At 41.5% G+C, this 15,072-nt stretch carries 19 protein-coding genes and 1 riboswitch; of the genes, 2 read left to right on the top strand and 17 right to left on the bottom strand.

Annotation, left to right across the window (positions count from 1 at the left end; all coding sequences use genetic code 11):
* Positions 1 to 145 precede the first annotated feature (145 nt).
* The 6 genes from rpoZ to IGI67_RS14005 all read right to left on the bottom strand — a co-directional run bounded on the left by rpoZ (position 146) and on the right by IGI67_RS14005 (position 4,794).
* On the bottom strand, positions 146 to 448 hold the full coding sequence (gene rpoZ, locus IGI67_RS14030; RefSeq protein WP_207109576.1) for a DNA-directed RNA polymerase subunit omega: 303 nt from the start codon (positions 446 to 448) through the stop codon (positions 146 to 148).
* Positions 449 to 452: 4 nt separating this feature from the next.
* Positions 453 to 1,067: a guanylate kinase gene (gene gmk, locus IGI67_RS14025; RefSeq protein WP_207109577.1), complete on the bottom strand. Its 615-nt coding sequence runs from the start codon at positions 1,065 to 1,067 to the stop codon at positions 453 to 455.
* Between the two features lie 111 nt (positions 1,068 to 1,178).
* Entirely contained in the window at positions 1,179 to 2,063 is an 885-nt protein-coding gene (locus IGI67_RS14020; protein ID WP_207109578.1) for a YicC/YloC family endoribonuclease, read from the bottom strand.
* Positions 2,064 to 2,103: 40 nt separating this feature from the next.
* Positions 2,104 to 2,319 (bottom strand): YdbC family protein, encoded by a 216-nt coding sequence (locus IGI67_RS14015; RefSeq protein ID WP_207109579.1) that lies wholly within the window; start codon positions 2,317 to 2,319, stop codon positions 2,104 to 2,106.
* Between the two features lie 31 nt (positions 2,320 to 2,350).
* Complete coding sequence (locus IGI67_RS14010) at positions 2,351 to 3,964, bottom strand: patatin-like phospholipase family protein (protein ID WP_207109580.1); 1,614 nt, start codon at positions 3,962 to 3,964, stop codon at positions 2,351 to 2,353.
* Positions 3,965 to 4,089: 125 nt separating this feature from the next.
* Positions 4,090 to 4,794, bottom strand: coding sequence for a class A sortase (locus tag IGI67_RS14005; protein ID WP_207109581.1), 705 nt, complete (start codon positions 4,792 to 4,794; stop codon positions 4,090 to 4,092).
* Between the two features lie 267 nt (positions 4,795 to 5,061).
* Here IGI67_RS14005 and IGI67_RS14000 point away from each other — a divergent pair, with 267 nt between their 5' ends.
* On the top strand, positions 5,062 to 5,832 hold the full coding sequence (locus tag IGI67_RS14000; RefSeq protein WP_207109582.1) for a hypothetical protein: 771 nt from the start codon (positions 5,062 to 5,064) through the stop codon (positions 5,830 to 5,832).
* Positions 5,833 to 6,007: 175 nt separating this feature from the next.
* On the opposite strand, the gene thiT is transcribed toward IGI67_RS14000, so the two are convergent.
* From thiT to IGI67_RS13985, 3 genes are all read right to left on the bottom strand, one after another.
* Positions 6,008 to 6,595, bottom strand: a complete 588-nt coding sequence (thiT, locus tag IGI67_RS13995; RefSeq protein WP_207109583.1) for an energy-coupled thiamine transporter ThiT — start codon at positions 6,593 to 6,595, stop codon at positions 6,008 to 6,010.
* A 49-nt stretch (positions 6,596 to 6,644) separates the two neighbouring features.
* A riboswitch (TPP riboswitch) is annotated at positions 6,645 to 6,743 on the bottom strand.
* Between the two features lie 69 nt (positions 6,744 to 6,812).
* A complete protein-coding gene (locus IGI67_RS13990; RefSeq protein WP_207109584.1) occupies positions 6,813 to 7,175 on the bottom strand; it encodes a hypothetical protein in 363 nt (120 codons plus the stop codon).
* A gap of 72 nt (positions 7,176 to 7,247) precedes the next feature.
* Entirely contained in the window at positions 7,248 to 7,706 is a 459-nt protein-coding gene (locus IGI67_RS13985) for a low molecular weight protein-tyrosine-phosphatase (protein WP_207109585.1), read from the bottom strand.
* A gap of 53 nt (positions 7,707 to 7,759) precedes the next feature.
* Between IGI67_RS13985 and IGI67_RS13980 the strand changes: the two genes are divergently transcribed.
* Positions 7,760 to 8,734 carry a 2-hydroxyacid dehydrogenase family protein gene (locus IGI67_RS13980; protein WP_207109586.1) on the top strand — a complete coding sequence of 325 codons (975 nt, stop codon included), beginning with the start codon at positions 7,760 to 7,762 and terminating at the stop codon, positions 8,732 to 8,734.
* On the opposite strand, the gene IGI67_RS13975 is transcribed toward IGI67_RS13980, so the two are convergent.
* The 8 genes from IGI67_RS13975 to IGI67_RS13940 all read right to left on the bottom strand — a co-directional run bounded on the left by IGI67_RS13975 (position 8,731) and on the right by IGI67_RS13940 (position 15,051).
* Entirely contained in the window at positions 8,731 to 9,306 is a 576-nt protein-coding gene (locus IGI67_RS13975) for a TetR/AcrR family transcriptional regulator (protein ID WP_207109587.1), read from the bottom strand. The genes IGI67_RS13980 and IGI67_RS13975 overlap by 4 nt on opposite strands.
* A gap of 11 nt (positions 9,307 to 9,317) precedes the next feature.
* A complete protein-coding gene (gene ruvB / locus IGI67_RS13970) occupies positions 9,318 to 10,322 on the bottom strand; it encodes a Holliday junction branch migration DNA helicase RuvB (RefSeq protein WP_207109588.1) in 1,005 nt (334 codons plus the stop codon).
* A 13-nt stretch (positions 10,323 to 10,335) separates the two neighbouring features.
* Positions 10,336 to 10,929 (bottom strand): Holliday junction branch migration protein RuvA, encoded by a 594-nt coding sequence (ruvA, locus tag IGI67_RS13965; RefSeq protein WP_010741129.1) that lies wholly within the window; start codon positions 10,927 to 10,929, stop codon positions 10,336 to 10,338.
* Positions 10,930 to 11,035: 106 nt separating this feature from the next.
* Positions 11,036 to 12,496 (bottom strand): helix-turn-helix domain-containing protein, encoded by a 1,461-nt coding sequence (locus IGI67_RS13960; protein ID WP_207109589.1) that lies wholly within the window; start codon positions 12,494 to 12,496, stop codon positions 11,036 to 11,038.
* Between the two features lie 51 nt (positions 12,497 to 12,547).
* Entirely contained in the window at positions 12,548 to 13,246 is a 699-nt protein-coding gene (locus IGI67_RS13955; RefSeq protein WP_429958650.1) for an LrgB family protein, read from the bottom strand.
* Complete coding sequence (locus IGI67_RS13950; protein WP_207109590.1) at positions 13,227 to 13,655, bottom strand: CidA/LrgA family protein; 429 nt, start codon at positions 13,653 to 13,655, stop codon at positions 13,227 to 13,229. Before IGI67_RS13950 ends, IGI67_RS13955 begins: the two co-directional genes overlap by 20 nt.
* Positions 13,656 to 13,944: 289 nt before the next feature.
* The gene (msrB, locus tag IGI67_RS13945; RefSeq protein ID WP_207109591.1) at positions 13,945 to 14,373 is read right to left on the bottom strand and encodes a peptide-methionine (R)-S-oxide reductase MsrB; all 429 of its coding nucleotides are present in this window, start codon (positions 14,371 to 14,373) and stop codon (positions 13,945 to 13,947) included.
* A gap of 120 nt (positions 14,374 to 14,493) precedes the next feature.
* On the bottom strand, positions 14,494 to 15,051 hold the full coding sequence (locus IGI67_RS13940) for a Maf family protein (RefSeq protein WP_207109592.1): 558 nt from the start codon (positions 15,049 to 15,051) through the stop codon (positions 14,494 to 14,496).
* Positions 15,052 to 15,072 lie beyond the last annotated feature (21 nt).

Genomic DNA, 15,072 nt, shown 5'->3' with positions numbered 1-15,072 from the left:
TCGTTAACAGTGTACTAAATTTTATATATGTACGTCTAAATTTATGAAATTGCGTAAATAAATCTTTAACACAAAAAGAAGGGACTGCGCCAAAAGTATTTGGTACAATCCCACTTACGCTTCATTAGCGAAAACAATTCTCCGCTTAGTTTTGTTCGTTACGAATCCGTTCTTCTAAATCGCGCTGATCACGTTCACGTTGCAAGTGACGTTCTTCTTCTTCCATTTTCAAGCGTTCTCGTTTGATTTCTGGATGAGGATCATTGATTACAGCACCTGCATCGATTTCCTCTAGCGCTTGCCCAACACTTTTAACAGATTCAAATGAGTCCAAGGTTGGTTGAGCACCTGAATCTAATTCATGTGCACGTTTACTAGCTAAAATTACTAAAGAATATTTTGAATTTACATGGTCTAACAACGTATCAATTGAAGGTTTTAACATCATAAGCTTATATCTCCTTTAACATTTTTATATATTTGCCAATTACTCGGTCAACTCGGTAATGTTCACTGACGATAATATCTTTGATACGATCAACAGCTTTTAATACTTGATCGTTAACAACAGCATAATCATAGAGTGCCATCATTTCAATTTCTTGGCGCGCAACCCGCATCCGTTCTTCGATCACTTCAGGGCTATCGGTACCACGTCCAACGATCCGTGCTTTTAACTCCGCTAAATCTGGCGGTGTTAGGAAAATAAAAACACCATCTGGTACTTTTTCTTTTACTTGTTGGGCACCTTGGACTTCGATTTCTAAAAAGACATCCTTGCCTTCATCCAATGTTTTGTTTACATAAGTTAGCGGTGTGCCATAATAATTTCCAACATACTCGGCGTACTCCAGCATTTCTCCCGCTTCGATCATTGCTTCAAATTCTTCTTTCGTGCGGAAATAGTAATCAACACCGTCGACTTCCCCTTCCCTCATCGGACGGGTGGTCATTGAGACAGAGTATTGGAACTCATTATCATCTCTTTCAAAAATGGCTTTTCTGACCGTTCCTTTTCCTACTCCGGAAGGTCCCGACAATACAATCAACAGTCCTCGTTCAGACATACTAACGCCCTTTCATGCTCTTTTTAGCTAACGCCTATTGTGCACTTTTTTTGTGAATATTTCAAGAGGTATTGTGAACTCGGCTCTTATTTCATAAGAAATTTCACCTAACTATTCAACATTTTGAATCTGTTCGCGAATTTTTTCTAGGATCGTCTTTAATTGAACGACGATATCCTTAATTCGAATTGGGCTTGATTTTGAGCCGATCGTATTGACCTCACGGTTCATTTCCTGCAACAAGAAATCCAGTTCCCGCCCAACAGGCTCGGTTGCTTTTAAAAGTTTTACTAGTTTTTCTAAATGAATGGTCAGGCGATCCAACTCTTCATGAATATCACCGCGTTCCAATAAAATCGCTAATTCTGTCAGCAAACGGTCTTGGTCAACGGTGTTTCCTAAATATTCTTCCAATTTTGCCTGATAGCGCTGCTGGAAATCTGCTTCATAATCAGTTACGAATCCCTTCAACTCTGTCACTAGAGTCTGAACTTTTTCACTGTATTCTGCTAGTACCTTTTGAATTCCTGCACCTTCAAGTTCACGACTAACCGCTAATTGCGTGAAGGCCTCGCTAGCAGTCGTTTGAACTAATTCCTCCAGCGTTTCTTCCTCAGTCGGTTGATCCACCAATGTTACGAAATCAGATTGCTCCATCGCTTTGACCAGAACCTGCTCTACTGGAAAATCCACAAGTCCAAAATGTTCTTTACCCCCATTTTGCAGCTCCTTGACTAACTGTTGTAGAAGTTCCCAATCAACCGAAACTTTTTTATTGCCGCTTTTCAACGGTGTTAAGTTAATAAATACATCTACTCTGCCTCGTTGAATTTTATCTTTTGCGATTTTGCGAATCTGCGCTTCAAAAGGATTTAGCTCTTTCGGCATGCGAATCTGCAAGTCTAAGAAACGATTATTGACGCTTTTTAACTCAATATTCAGTTCATAGGCCTCATTTGCTTGAAGCGCTTGGCCATATCCTGTCATACTTTTCATTTGATTTAGTCCCTTCTTTTGAAAAAAATCACTCACTGCCCTACATATTCTTCAGCGTTTCTTTCAACGCAGCAAATTCTTCGTTACTCAAAGTAACGCCTTTGCCCATTTTTTCATGTCCGGGTGCCCAATCGCGCAGGTCAAACTTTGGCGGCCGCTCATTCCAGCTCACCAAGTTCAATTCCTTACGCCAGCCCTTCGGATTTTCTGATAGGACAGCGATTTCTTCGACGATTTCATAATTAAATTCAGCCATGGTATCTCCTCCTGTTTACTAAAAAGTACGTTTACTTCTCATTGTGAATATATCTAAAAAAGAGTGCTAATAACGTTGGAATCGGCCAACGACGATAAGCCGCCTCCAACGATCCCTCGAGTTGGTAAATTTGTAAGACCAAGTAATAATTTGAAAAAACATTGTGATTCTCAATAAAATCTTCAATTTGTTCTTGAACTGAGAAATTTGCATCCAATTTGATCGGCATTTCAAAATGCTTTAAAATCGTCTCAATGAATTCTTCAGGTGTAAAAACCTTCACGGGCGAGACATTCACCCAATAAGCAAAGAATTCTAAGAATGCCAAACTAAGTATTTCCACTGGTACACTTTGTCGGAAAAATCTCCTAAGCTCTGGATAGAGCGAGCTCATATTAATCTTCAGCTTGTCTCTTAGATAAACAAAAAAATGCTTCGTCAGCGATTCAAAATCAGCCCGACAGCTGAAAAAGTAACGATACCCCTGCAGCTCGCCGAATATCCGTTTAGTCTCCAAATACCCTAAATCAATATTCTCAGAGGACCGGCCGCTTTGGAATAGCAATAAATCTCCTAAGTTCCAAGGACTTGCCAATACTAACTCAGTTACCTCATCAGGCAATCGGTATTTTTTATCCAAACCAGGGCCATGTACATCCACCACAATCAATTCAGTTATCGGCATTTGTAAAGTAATATCTACTGGTAAATTATTGCGATAGCCTCCGTCTACATAATTCTCGCCCTTGATTCTTGTCATCGCCATCATGGGAAAAAACGCTGCGGAAGCTAGTAACCATTCAATGATTTCCTCTTTTCTACACTCATTAAGCGGAACAATGACTTCTTGAAAAGCTGGAACCTTCGTCGTGACAACATATAAGGGACACCCATTCTGGATTTTTTGTACATCCAGCCGTTCTTCCAACAATCGTCTAAGGGGCTTTGAAGAAACGCCTCGCTGCTGCAAGGAGGTTCGAAGAAAGGTTCGAAGCTGATCAACCTGAGCTGCAAAATCGATCTCTTCCACCTCTTTAAAGGTAATATCCAAAACTTTATCGGTCTCTATTTCTTCCCACAACGCTAACGCTTGATTATAGTCACCTTGCGTGATCAACGCCCCGTTTAAACCACCAACTGAGGTACCAGTGATTACTTCAAATTGTATATTTTTTTCTAGCAGCGCCTTCCAGACACCAATCTGATATGCTCCGCGAGCACCGCCGCCGCCCAATACTAAGCCCGTATGATAGACCAATTCTTTTTGCCAAATGCCATCTAAAAATTGATAGCCTTGTGCAATCAACCATTGCTGTAAAATGAAATTTGCCTTGAGCTTCAATTGCAGGGCACGCTTAAACTTTTGTCGAGCAGCATTTTCCAATAATAAAAAGGCTGTTCGCCAGCCAATATCTGTTGAGATCAGTAAATTATTGATCCGCCATGTACCGCCTTCATCAACTTTCTCTACTAACAGCCACTGTGCTTTTCGTTCTATAAAATAACCGTTCCCTCGTTTAACTGCTGACAGAAATCCTGTCCGTGCTTGACTATGAGAGTCATAAAAAGGAAAAAGCAACTGTGAACGCTGAAATTTATCCCAAGCTGCTAACAACTCTGATCTATACATTCTTTTTAGTTCCATCGCTTCCTCCCTGATTTACTGTGAAACGATTGCTTTCAACCTGCTTGTTTCAGTATAGCAGAAATTTTCTCGCAACAAAAAGCTTCAAGACAGACCTGCCTTGAAGTTTTTGAATTAGCTGTCATTTAGTATGTTCGCTGTTCCATTTCAAACGCTTTGCGCATCGTGCCAGTTGCATTGTTGACTGGTGTCATAGCTACTAAATCACCTTGTACAATGATTCGTGTCACACCTTCGATTTCCCCACAGGTAATCAAAGTAACCTGTTGTTTGTCTGGGTGGACATCCAAATATTTCACTTCTGTTGGTTGAACACGAACTTTTAGCGTCGTCTTATAGGTATAGATATTATGCAAATCGGTCAAATAGATCAAATCGCCTTCCTTGATGCTCTCAAGCGGTGTAAACAACAAGCCCGGACGATCTGCACGATGACTTGCCAAGGCATAATTGCCTTCTCCCATCTTCTGATCTGGCGACAAGGTTCCTGCACCATACAAAAGCATTTCATTTGATAGACCTTTAAAAATCGGCAAATTGATTTCAACTGATGGAATCGCAATACCACCGATAACCGGCAATTGTTTGTTGTCTAGCTGCGCCTGAAGTACCGCTTCGGTACTGGCCGGCTGCACCGCATCAAAATCAAACGAAGCCTCTTTTTCCATATTTTTGTCGATCTCAGCTCGTTCCATTTTTGCTACAGCGTAACGTTCGCCATTATATTGCATCAAAAAATATTTGATTTGATTGTTGAATATCAAAGCTAAACCTACTAACAGCAACAAGAAAAGAAAAATATTTATTAGCCAGTTCCTTTTTTTCTTCATCTTAATCCTCCCGTGTTCTCCCGCTAATCATATCATATTCTATTAATTCTAGTGATACTACTTTCACTTACTAGAGAAAAAATTAAAAAAAGAAATAAATGCATTAGAAGTTTGTTATTTATTAAAATGATTTTAATTGTTAAAAAAGCGTCTTTATGTTGCAGTTTTTAAGACCTTTGTAATCTAATTTTAAAATAAAAGATACGAGCTTTTTTTTTATTATTGAGTTAAAATGATTGTGACGACTATTAGAAAGGGTGAATTTTGGTGCCAGATACGTTATTTGCATATATTGATTCCACAAGTAATGCTGTGCTTTCAAAAGGTTTTTCACCCAACGATTTTGTTGACGGAATTGTTCATCAACCTAAACATCTGTTATTGCTAGACCCTGTTGCAGAAGTCGGAGAATATGAACCGCATACGGGTTTAAAGATCATTAATAGTCATGAACAAGTCCAACAGTTTTTTAACAATAAAGCCTTCACCCATTCAAAGGGAACGAAATGGATCGATTTTAATGATCTGGCCATGTTAAAAGAACTGACTCCATTAGAAATTTCAGAATTGCTGTATTTTGGGCATATGCGGACACACCTGCATTCTCCCTTTTTTTATAAGCTGCAAAATAATTTTGTTTATTTCAATCTAGGCAACGACACGATGCGCGTATATTACCGCTACTTGGATGAATTTTATCGCATCCTTGCCAGCAAATTAACACGGATCGTCTTGGAGAAAGTCAATGATCGTCGTTCATTTTTCCGCAAAGGTTCCTCTGTTCCCCCGTTAGATGGTGAACTATTGAAGGAATTATATCCGATTTTACAAGAGGGGGCAATTTTCTGCCTTGATTTATCGGAACTAAAAAATAAACTTTACCGCATCCCCATCTTTTTGTCTGATGAAAAAGGTTGGCGGCGCAGTCCAAGAAATTATAAAAAAGAACAACAAATCGCAGAGATTACCTATGATACTGCCAAACAGCTATGGTCGTTGGAAGTTGAAAATGATGATCCTGTATTCTCATTTCGTTAATTGAAAAAAGCATTTGTCCGATTGATGAGGACAAATGCTTTTTTAACTGGCTACAAGGAAAGGATGAAATTCTCACATGAATAAATCGCTTTGCAGCAGGTCTATCCATGTCCGGCTTCACGAACTAGCTTTATCGGCAATAAGCTAAGTGAGTTCGCGAAGCCTTTCTTGATAGTTATTGGTGACTTTGTTTGTGGATACGAGCGCCATCTTTTGGCAAATATAACTGCGGCGCCTTTTCCACTACTAAGATCGCAACGATCGCTGTCACTATCGCTGTCGCCAAACCACTGACACCATTCATGACAAGCGAGAAAATCCAAGGATTCATTCCCCATAATGCATAGCTTCCCCAGAAAACCACTCCTGCAATAAAATGCCAGAAAAACCTTGCTCCTGTACCAACAAAAGTACCTAAAATAATATTCTTGCGCACGTTCCGCAGGTCTTGATCAACTAGACTTTGCTGCACTTTCTTTGCATACAATCCAGCAAATCCGGCAAAAGTAAAGGCAATCGGATACTCAATCAATACTTGAATCACACTTAAATAAACAACTTGGCTTGCAGGAAAATGTAAAATCCCCCAGATGAACGCGGACATCAAAGCTGGTTTGAAGCCTCTTCGCAGTGCAAACAACGTCAGCGGGATCATCCCTAATGAAATTGAAAAGCTGCTGCCGATGGTCGTTGGAATAAAAGACAGTACCAGCGAAAGAGCTGCCACCACCGTGCCCTCTACTAAAATTTTTGTCCTATACATAAAAAAACTCCTCCTTTTGAACATACAGTCCACAAAGGAGAAGTAATTATCATTACTTCATCACAATTCCTACGCTCGAATAACCGAAACAGGTACTAGGGTTTAGAGTCATCTCAATCTCAGCCCGAGGGCTCCCCTTTGCGACAGTATTATTCTATTTTTTGATACCCTCAGAGTATAACAGATGCCTGTCCGCCCGTAAAGGTATGAAATACTTTTATCGTGAAATACTTTCTTGATCTCCGCTTGGTGACAAGGTCGTTACCTTTTTGATCCGATCAATTGTCATCATCACCAATTGATTATCCTGAGTGCGAATAACAATGGACTCATTTGTTACTACTTTGGGCAACCAGCCTGAGATCGTTTGGAATTTCTCTTCGTCTTTTTCATCTTGAACTTGAATGACTACTAAACTATTTTGTAGAGCCGCCATCTTTAGTTTGAGAAAAATATTCTCATTGGCTTGCTCTTGGGCACGTTTTTCAGCAGAATCATTCAAAAAATCCGAGATGAAACGATATGATGAATTTGAAAACAGCTTGATTAAATTCTTTTTAGGCTTCTCGTTTTTAGTCATTCAGCTTCCTCCTATCAAGAGCATGGTTATGTAGTATGATTTTACTTAAATTCAAGAGAAAAAACAAGGAATCTAGTCCATTTCAAAAAAAGTTAACCATTCGTTTAAACCTTTTTGAATTAAATCATAGGTTTCTTCAAAATCACCTGTATACCAGGGATCTGGAATCCCTTCACCAGCGTGTCCCGGTACCCGATCTAAGTACAAATAAATTTTATCTTCAGTACCGTGGGGAGCGATTGATTCCAAGTCGGACACATTGTCTCTGTCCATCCCAATAATATAATCTGCATCATAAAAATCTTCTGTGGTTACTTGACGCGCACGCATTCCTTTGACGGAAATATGGTGTTGCGACAATATCCTCTGTGTCCCCTGATGTGGCGGATTTCCGACTTCCCAACGGCTAGTCGCCGCTGAATCAACTTGAAACTGCTTTTCTCGCTTTTTTTGGAAAGCATCCCGAAATATCGCTTCCGCCATCGGTGAACGGCAAATATTTCCCATGCAAACAAATAGAATCTTTTTCATGTCATTCCTCCTGTGCTATAGTCAATTTATCGAAATGAAACGAGGGATCGTAAATGAGTAAAATTTATCTGTCCGCCAAACTGCCTGAGCTTGGCACAAAATTGTTAAAAGAAGCTGCGCTTGAATATACAGTCTATGAAAAAGCTGGGTTAATTTCGAAAAAAGAGCTGATCGCAAACATCGTTGATTGTGAAGCCTTGATTTGTCCTCTATCGACACAGGTTGATCGCGACGTCATCGATGCTGCACCAGCATTGAAACTGATCGCGAACTTCGGAGCCGGCTTCAATAATATCGACACTGCTTATGCAAAAGAAAAAAATATCTATGTAACAAACACACCGGTAGTCTCGACTAATGCGACTGCGGAATTAACAGCTGGTTTAATCCTTGCCTTGTCTCGCCGAATTGTTGAGGGCGATCATTTGATGCATGATGAGGGCTTTGACGGCTGGGCTCCCCTATTCTTCTTAGGTCATGAGTTAAAGAACAAGACCTTAGGGATTATCGGTATGGGCCAAATTGGTCAAGCTTTAGCACAAATGATGAGGGCTTTTGGTATGAAAATCCTCTACAACCAGCGGCATCCGCTAACTTCTGAGCTAGAGGAGAAATTACATGCCACCTATTATCCTCAAGCTGAAGTGATTCAACAAGCGGATATCCTGACCCTCCATGCACCATTGACCGAGGATACGAGACACTTACTGACGAGCAAAACCTTTGACCAAATGAAGGACAGCGCCCTTTTGATCAATGCAGCCCGCGGACCATTGATTGATGAAGCCGCTTTGCTTCAAGCCTTAAAGGCAAAGAAGATTGCAGGAGCCGCCCTGGATGTCTATGAATTCGAGCCAGAGGTCACTGAAGGCTTAAAGGATCTGCCGAATGTCATCTTGACACCGCATATCGGCAACGCCAGTGTAGAAGCCAGAGATCAAATGGCTGAGATCGTCGCTAAAAATGCGATTGCTCTCTTCGAAGGAAAAGCAATCAAGCATATCGTAAACGGATTGGATCGAGCTTAGCGCTCGTTCCAATCTTTTTCATATAAACGATAAGCAAAGAATTCGATATCCTTAGCAAAACGAAATAATTGCGCCGCGATCGTGATTGGCGGCTGATCTGCCCCGGCTAATAGCCAGTCGATCAAAATCCCGCCACAGCCATGTGCAAGAAAACGAGCATAAAATTCTTTATCTGTTTGAGAGAGTTCTCCTTCTTGATCGACTTCGTCAAATAAACGAACGAATAAACGTTGGGCCAATTCATTGAACTCTTTTGTTAATACTTCCGGGGTCACTTCCACGGTATTCAAATAGAATTGATGACAGACCTGCATCTCTTTCAACATCTTCAAAACGGATTCTTCCCAATTCGTCAACACCAGCTCGTTCGAGATTAGGTATTGCAGCCCGCGTTGATAATACGCATAACGGAGCAGATCATTTTTATCCTTGAAATGATAATAAAATGTTTGGCGGTTTAAGCTGGCCTTTTGACTGATATCTTGAACAGTGATTTTTTCATAACTTTTTTCTTGGCACAACGCGATCAACGCTTGAACAAATGTTTCTTTGGTCGCTTTTCCTTCCGCCATTTTTCCACCTTCTATACTTGTTGATAAGGATAACCAAAATGCTCGTAAGCTAACGGGGTCGCCATGCGCCCTCGCGGTGTTCGTTTAATGAAACCCTTTTGGATCAAATACGGTTCATACATGTCTTCCACGGTTTCACGTTCCTCACCGATATTAACCGCTAGTGTACTCAGCCCGATCGGTCCACCATGATACAGTTCAATCATCGTTTTTAATAATTTTTGATCAATGTGGTCTAAGCCTGCCCCATCAACTTGCAGCAGCACCAATGCCTGATCCGCAATTCTCCGATCGATCACACCATCCGATTGAACCTGAGCAAAATCGCGAATCCGCTTCAGTAAACGATTGGCAATCCGCGGTGTTCCTCGTGAGCGTCGGGCAATCTCCACCGCACCTTCTTCCACGATCTCAGTTTGAAAAATATCGGCCGAGCGCAGCACAATCTCCCGCAAATCCGTCTCTTCGTAATATTCCATATGAGAGATAATTCCAAATCGATCACGCAGTGGCGCCGATAGCATCCCTGCCCGTGTAGTCGCTCCGATTAAAGTAAACGGCGGCAATGGAAAATGTACTGGGTGAGCTGTCGGCCCCTGTCCCACCATGATATCTACATAATAATCCTCCATTGCTGAATACAAGGTTTCTTCTGCTACTCGCGGCAATCGATGGATTTCATCGATAAATAGTACATCGCCCGGCTCCAGCTCATTTAAAATCGCTACTAGATCCCCCGGACGTTCGATTGCCGGTCCACTGGTTGAGCGAATCTGCACATTCATTTCATTAGCGATCACCATCGCCATCGTGGTCTTCCCCAGACCCGGCGGCCCATAAAGCAAAACATGATCCAATGCTTCTTGGCGGTTTTTCGCTGCTTCAATATAGATCGACAGTTCTTGCTTAACCTTGTCTTGACCGATATATTGAGCAAGGTATCGAGGACGCAGTGATTTTTCTAAACTTTTATCGCTCTCATCCGCATCTGGTGAAAGCAAACGTTCTTCATCCATCTAACTCGTCCTCCTACTTCTTCATCATTAATTTTAGAGCTGCTCGTAAATAATCGTCGGTATTTTGCAATGTTTCTTTTTCCAAAACTTTTTCGACTTTCTTGATTTCTTTCGGGCTGTAGCCTAATGCCTGTAGGGCTTCCATTGCTTCAGCCAGAGCCGTATCATCATTGCCTTCATAGAACAAGGACATTGGATCCTCGACGAGCTCGGTGAGCTTGCCTTTTAAATCCAAGACCATTTGTTGGGCAGTCTTTTTCCCTACACCTGGGAATTTCGTTAAATAGGTCACATCGCCTGCTTCAATGGCTTGGATCAAGCCTTGATGATCCTCATTTGCCATGATCGCTAAGCCGCTCTTGGGTCCAATACCAGATACTGAAAGCAGTCGTAAAAACAATTCTTTTTCAGCCAATGTCTCAAAGCCGTATAATAAATGCGCATCCTCGCGAATGATCTGCTGCACATAGATCGTCACAGATTGCTCCATTTTGCTGCTGTAGCGATAGGGATTGCCTAACGCGATTTGATAGCCGATCCCATTTACATCCAACACCACATAGCTAGGGCTGATGAAGGTCAATCGACCTGTAATATATTCGTACATAGTTGATCCTTTCTTTGGTTAAGAAAACAATTCTTTATTCTCACTGCATATACATAACCGCATATATGCACATATGTTCTCATTATTTTAGCACAAATGGCGGCGGTTAAAAACTCTTACCGCCGAATCCTTCCAATAGCTGTAATAAAGCAAAATAATCTGTCATCCGTAATTCCTGAGTGATTGCTAATGTCGGCACTTCCTCATCCTCATAAAGCAGATTCGTTGTTAAACATACATCGCTGTTTTCTAATGTCGCTGAAAAAACAACTTGAAAATCATTCGTCAAAAATCGGCGCAGATCGTCTTTTAAAATCGTTTCTTCAAACTCTGGCAGATCTGTCTGCAGAAAAATCCGCACAACCGGTTGGATGGTCAGCTCAGGCAAGCGCCGCAAAACAGAAAGATAACGACCAAAAAGAATCGATTCAGTACCACCTTGATCCGCTAAAACAGTTGAGACAAAAGCGGCTAGTTGGGGTTGCTGCTGGGTAATCTTCGTCCAGAAGGCTTTACCATTAATATTAAAACGAATCATTGGAAACAGCCGATGATACAGATGTCCGCTGATTAAATAGTTTTCTGCCTGCAAGGCTTGAAATTTTTCCCATGCCGCATGATTATTGATCTTCTTTTCTAAAATCCGATACCGCTCATCGATCTCAGCCATCACAAGAAATGGTTTCTTTGCCAGTAATCGATGAATTTTTTTGGTAATGTCTGGTACGTGGTAGTATTCCTCCCGCGTCAGCAGATTCAAAAATAGATTTCCTAAAGAGGCTTGTGTACGGAAATAGGCCGGCATCACGGGCTTTAGTTGCTGATAAAACTCTTTAAAAAGCGAATCGCCGGCTAGTGTCTGCTGACTGATTGAATTTGGTTCTAATGAGTAGTGTTGGACTTCTCGCAACAAATGAGCCGCTACTAAATATTCTAGGCGCTGCTCCTTAATAGGATTCAAGGCTACCTGAAAAAAGCGTTGGATCCCATGACTGATTTTTTCAACGAGCTCGTGCTGCAAGGGTGCGAAGGGCCAATCCTTTCCTCGAAATAGGCGCCAATAATAAACCGATAGATACATCCGAACGACTGGCTCCGGTGCCTGAAAAAATACTTCTCCGCGTTCAATCGTTAACTGCAGCGGCGCCAGTTCTTGATACAAGCCTTTCAATTTGCGCCGAATGGTCGATTCACTGCGAAATAATCTTTCGCTTAGTTCTTTGATCGTTCGGGCTTTTCCAGCAATCAATAAATGCAATAGCCGATAGGACAAGGAATGGCGAATCAAATCAACTAAAAATTGATTTTGCTCCATGATTTGATCGGCAATTAACAGGCGATAATTATTCCCTTCTTTTTCAAATAAGGGAATCTCCGTCTCTGTGAAGCGGCAATAGTTCTTACTCAATTCCTCCAGTAATCGTTGGACACTGCGGGCATCTAGCCCTACTTCCTCAGCCAAGTCAAGCTTCTTATGGATTTTTCCATCACTTAACAGCTCCAGTAAGCGAACACCGAAATAGATGTCTTTTTCGTAATGTTGTAATTCCAGCGCTTTGATATACATAAAAAAACTCCTTCACGCTCTATTTTAGCAAAAGAGCGCAAGGAGCAGCTACTAAAGACCTTCGAACAAATGGAACAAAATCGGCAGCAGTGCCACAGTCACTATTCCGTTGACACAAATACACAGGCCGGCCAAAATCCCTTCCAATTCACCGATTTCAATTGCTCGACCCGTGCCGATCGCGTGAGAGGTGCTGCCTAAAGCAATTCCCTGCGCTACAGGACTCTTGATATTGAACAGCTGGAAGACTTTTGTTCCTACCAGAGCACCAAAGATCCCGGTAGAAACAACGATCGCCAACGTTACTGGTGAAATGCCGCCCATCTGACTAGATAGATCAACAGAGATCGCTGTCGTCACAGATTTAGGCAATAAAGAAACGATGATCCCCTTATTCAACGAAAATAGCCGGCCAATCCCTACGCTTAATAGGCAATTTAAAACGACACCGACTAAAGTGCCTAAAATAACTGGCAAAAAGTATTTCTTGAGCTTATCGAAATTTTGGTATAACGGTAAAGCCAAGGCGACTGTCGCCGGAGTAATCATCATAGTGAATAGATTTCCGCCCATGTTGTAATCCTTATAGCTGATCCCGCTGAATTTCAACAGGATGATTATACTGATTACACTAGCAATCAAAGGATTGATGAAAGGAATATTAATTTTAGTCAATAATTTTTCCATCAATGTGTAGATCAATAACGTAAGTGCTAACCCAAAAAGCGGATTACTCGCCAGCGCTGAGATCATCTGCTCCACCTCGTATCTTTTCAACTTGATCAACCAGACGATCCTTTTTCTCAGTGCTCTTCATGCCGATCTTTTCGACAATCTCTGCTGTTTTACCAACAGCAACAAGAGATACGAATGAGCAAACAACCACCGCTCCAAGTAAAACAGGCCAAGTATATTTGATTGCTCCATAATATTGCATCAACCCGACACCTGCCGGCACAAATAAGATCGTTAAATGATTCAATAAAAAGTTTGCTGTATCTTCAATCGCTGAAGGCTTTAATAGCTTGGTTTGGAAAGAAAGAAATAATAACAAAATACCGATAATACTTCCCGGAACCGGCAGCTTAAAAAACAGCCGTAAGCCTTCCCCAATAATGGAATAGAGTAATAACAAACTTAATTCTTTAAACATTTTCATAACTATCGCCTTTTCTAAAAATAGGATAGTTCTAGTATAGCGAAAAAAGAATCACTCGCTCTCCAAGTTTTGTCGGAATTTCATACATTTTCTGAAAAGCGATAGCGAAAGTCTAAACTTAATCATCTACAAGAAGGGCTTCGCGAACTCGCTCAGCTTTATCGGCAATAAAGCTAGTTCGTGAAGCCAGACATGGATAGACCTGCTGCAAAATTACTTATTCATTTGAAAATTTTATGATTCCTTTATGATTCAAAAAAGCTGTGCCGAAAACAAGGCACAGCTTGGTTTATTTCACAATCGTTTTGTACTCTCCGTAGCCTGCTTCATCCATCTCTTCAAATGGGATGAACCGCAGAGCTGCTGAGTTGATGCAATAACGCAATCCACCTTGATCTTGTGGGCCATCGTTGAAGACGTGTCCGAGATGGGAATCAGCTTCCTTACTGCGAACTTCTACTCGGTGCATGCCGTGGGAAAAATCAGCCTTCTCTGCGACACCGCGTTTTTCGATCGGCCGGCTAAAAGATGGCCAGCCGCAGCCAGCATCATATTTGTCGCTAGAAGAAAACAGCGGTTCACCGCTGACCACATCAACATAGATGCCTTTTTGATAAAAGTCATCATACTTGCCAGAAAATGGACGCTCAGTGGCATTTTCTTGTGTGACCGAATATTCCATTGGTGAAAGCTTCTGTCTCAATTCTTCTTTTTCCATCCTTCATTCCCTCTTTCACGATTGCTTTGAATAAGGTAAGCATACATCCATCAAGAAAAAGAAACGATAAATTTGCTCAGACTGATTTCAAAAAAAGATCGATGGATACTTTTCCATCGATCAATACTCAAAATCCTTCAACATCTGATTTACCGCACCCACCGGAAAACCAACGATGCTGTAATAATCGCCTTCGATTTTTTCAACAAAGACACCTGCCCCATTCTGAATACCATATGCGCCAGCTTTATCTTTGTAATCGTCACTATCTAAATAGCGGTTGATTTCTTCATCGGTCAATGGGTAAAAGGTTACTTTAGCAGAAGTTAATTTCTCTGCTGTTTTCCCACCTTGGCGGATCACTACAGACGTATAAACCAAATGATTGCCGTCACTCATGTCCCTCAACATGCCAAAAGCTTCCTCTCGGCTTTTTGGCTTTCCTAGGATTTGATCGTCTAGCACAACGACTGTATCGCTAGCGATAACCAGTGCCTCTGGTTGGTCAGCAGCAACGACCGCTGCTTTTTGACGGGCCATCTCCATCACGTACTCTACCGGTGCATACTGCTCTTTGACTTCTTCATCAATGTCGGCAGGCTGAACGGTGAAATCAGCAATCAGCCAATGCAGCAATTCTCGGCGCCTAGGTGATTGCGAAGCTAAAATAACTGTCATTTGTTCGTGCTCCTCGTGTAA

The sequence above is a fragment of the Enterococcus sp. AZ196 genome, assembly GCF_050498845.1.
Classification (GTDB): Bacteria; Bacillota; Bacilli; order Lactobacillales; family Enterococcaceae; genus Enterococcus_A; species Enterococcus_A murrayae.
This window is presented reverse-complemented; position numbering and strand designations above follow the sequence as displayed.

Excerpts from the sequence above, each read along its gene's own strand:
- IGI67_RS14010 (WP_207109580.1), bottom strand. The coding sequence starts at position 3,964 with ATGGAACTAAAAAGAATGTATAGATCAGAGTTGTTAGCAGCTTGGGAT.
- IGI67_RS14005 (WP_207109581.1), bottom strand. The coding sequence starts at position 4,794 with ATGAAGAAAAAAAGGAACTGGCTAATAAATATTTTTCTTTTCTTGTTG.
- IGI67_RS13990 (WP_207109584.1), bottom strand. The coding sequence starts at position 7,175 with ATGACTAAAAACGAGAAGCCTAAAAAGAATTTAATCAAGCTGTTTTCA.
- IGI67_RS13940 (WP_207109592.1), bottom strand. The coding sequence starts at position 15,051 with ATGACAGTTATTTTAGCTTCGCAATCACCTAGGCGCCGAGAATTGCTG.
- thiT (WP_207109583.1), bottom strand. The coding sequence starts at position 6,595 with ATGTATAGGACAAAAATTTTAGTAGAGGGCACGGTGGTGGCAGCTCTT.
- ruvB (WP_207109588.1), bottom strand. The coding sequence starts at position 10,322 with ATGGATGAAGAACGTTTGCTTTCACCAGATGCGGATGAGAGCGATAAA.
- IGI67_RS13950 (WP_207109590.1), bottom strand. The coding sequence starts at position 13,655 with ATGAAAATGTTTAAAGAATTAAGTTTGTTATTACTCTATTCCATTATT.
- gmk (WP_207109577.1), bottom strand. The coding sequence starts at position 1,067 with ATGTCTGAACGAGGACTGTTGATTGTATTGTCGGGACCTTCCGGAGTA.
- ruvA (WP_010741129.1), bottom strand. The coding sequence starts at position 10,929 with ATGTACGAATATATTACAGGTCGATTGACCTTCATCAGCCCTAGCTAT.
- IGI67_RS13980 (WP_207109586.1), top strand. The coding sequence starts at position 7,760 with ATGAGTAAAATTTATCTGTCCGCCAAACTGCCTGAGCTTGGCACAAAA.
- msrB (WP_207109591.1), bottom strand. The coding sequence starts at position 14,373 with ATGGAAAAAGAAGAATTGAGACAGAAGCTTTCACCAATGGAATATTCG.
- IGI67_RS13960 (WP_207109589.1), bottom strand. The coding sequence starts at position 12,496 with ATGTATATCAAAGCGCTGGAATTACAACATTACGAAAAAGACATCTAT.
- IGI67_RS14015 (WP_207109579.1), bottom strand. The coding sequence starts at position 2,319 with ATGGCTGAATTTAATTATGAAATCGTCGAAGAAATCGCTGTCCTATCA.
- IGI67_RS14020 (WP_207109578.1), bottom strand. The coding sequence starts at position 2,063 with ATGAAAAGTATGACAGGATATGGCCAAGCGCTTCAAGCAAATGAGGCC.
- rpoZ (WP_207109576.1), bottom strand. The coding sequence starts at position 448 with ATGATGTTAAAACCTTCAATTGATACGTTGTTAGACCATGTAAATTCA.
- IGI67_RS13975 (WP_207109587.1), bottom strand. The coding sequence starts at position 9,306 with ATGGCGGAAGGAAAAGCGACCAAAGAAACATTTGTTCAAGCGTTGATC.
- IGI67_RS13985 (WP_207109585.1), bottom strand. The coding sequence starts at position 7,706 with ATGAAAAAGATTCTATTTGTTTGCATGGGAAATATTTGCCGTTCACCG.